Here is a 1,407-nt window from a genome sequence, read left to right as displayed (position 1 = left end):
CCCGGTCCCGGTCGAACGGCGCGTTGTAGGCCAGGATCAGCCGTCCGGCGGTGAGCGCGACCAGCTGGGCGAACGCCTCCGGCCAGCGCGGTGCGCCGATCAGATCGGCGGCAGTGATCCCGTGCACCGCGTGCGCGCCGGGTTCGATCTCCACCGGGCTGCAGTCGACGAGAGTGTCGAGCAGGACTGCACCGGTGGTGGCATCGATGGCCGCGATCTCGACGATCGAGCCCCCGAGCCCGGTGGTCTCCACATCGACGATGCAGGCCGCACCGTCGGCGAGCACGGCCGTCGCCCACGCCCGCGGGGACTCGATCTTCTTCGGCACGGGTTTCTCCTTAGCTCCGGTCATCGTGGTCGACGGTCCCGGCATCACAGCGAGGGACACGGATCGTCCACGGCGGTGAGGCGATAGACCTTGCCTGCGGCGGTGATGTGGAGGCTGTCGGCCTTGATCACCCGCGACGCGGCCGGGTTCGGCGCCCTGCCCGGTATCGGTGTCGCGGGAACGGATGACGGTGCACGCCACGCGCGCACCGAGGTGGCCGGCGGCCTCGAATCCGTCGACGCGCAGCGTGCGGCGGGACGTCCGGCGGGGGACGTCGGTCCACAGCTGGCCGATGCGGATCTCGTCGCGGCGGCGGTTGGTGACGGTCTCGGTCATGACAACCTCTCGTGTTCGCAGGTCGGAACTTCGTGTGGATCCGGTGGTCGTGGTGCGGCCAGACCGTACGCACCGGCTTCTCCAGGCACGGCCCCCGCGAACCGCAGCCGGTACCGCCGGGGCGCTCGGGTTCCCGAGCGCCCCGGAAGGACGGAGCAGGTCAGGCGGCGGTTTCGGTCTCGACTACCCGCGCGCCGTCGACGATGCGCACCGCTTTCCCGTCGGCGTCGCGCAGCCCGCGGATCTCGCTGTAGGGGACGCGATCTGTCCACGATCCGTCGCCGAGCGAGCCGACGGTCACGGACTTCGCATTGACCCGGAGCACCCGGTGGTAATGCCCGGCGTAGAGGACCAGATCGCCCACGGCGATCACCTCGCGGCTGTAGGCGGTGGCGGTGCCCTCGGCGAGCTGGTGTGCGCGCACGCCTTCCCAGTAGGCGATCGCGTCGGCCGTGTGGTCGATCTCGGCGAGCACCCGCTCGCGGTAGCTGCCGGTCGCGGCCTCGTGCGTCTCGACGTACTTCTCGCCGGTCTGCTTGTTCGTGTGCAGGGTGCGGGAGTAGCCGTCGCGGTCACGTTCGAGTCGGCGCAGCTCGGCGGTCAGCTTCTCGATCCGGCGCGCCACGGTGACCGGGGCGTAGCGGCGGTCGGTGGTCTTGGCGGCGGCGTCGGCACGGCCGCACGCGGTGGCCGCGTCCCGCTCGGCTCCCACTGCCTTGCCCAGTGCGTTCCAGGACTTGTCG

General features: G+C 71.2%; 1 protein-coding gene and 1 pseudogene. Both read right to left on the bottom strand.

What is annotated here, in order from left to right; all coding sequences use genetic code 11:
• A partial coding sequence (locus ACN675_RS29135; protein WP_420754112.1) for an exonuclease domain-containing protein occupies nt 1–664 on the bottom strand: 664 nt, incomplete at its 3' end.
• Nucleotides 665–824: 160 nt separating this feature from the next.
• Nucleotides 825–1,407: pseudogene (locus ACN675_RS29130) on the bottom strand (hypothetical protein); the annotation flags it as partial.

This window comes from Rhodococcus sp. O3, from assembly GCF_048897285.1.
In the GTDB taxonomy this organism is placed as follows: Bacteria; Actinomycetota; Actinomycetes; order Mycobacteriales; family Mycobacteriaceae; genus Rhodococcus.
Note: the sequence above shows the minus strand (reverse complement) of the source record. Positions and strands in the feature narration are given on the sequence as shown.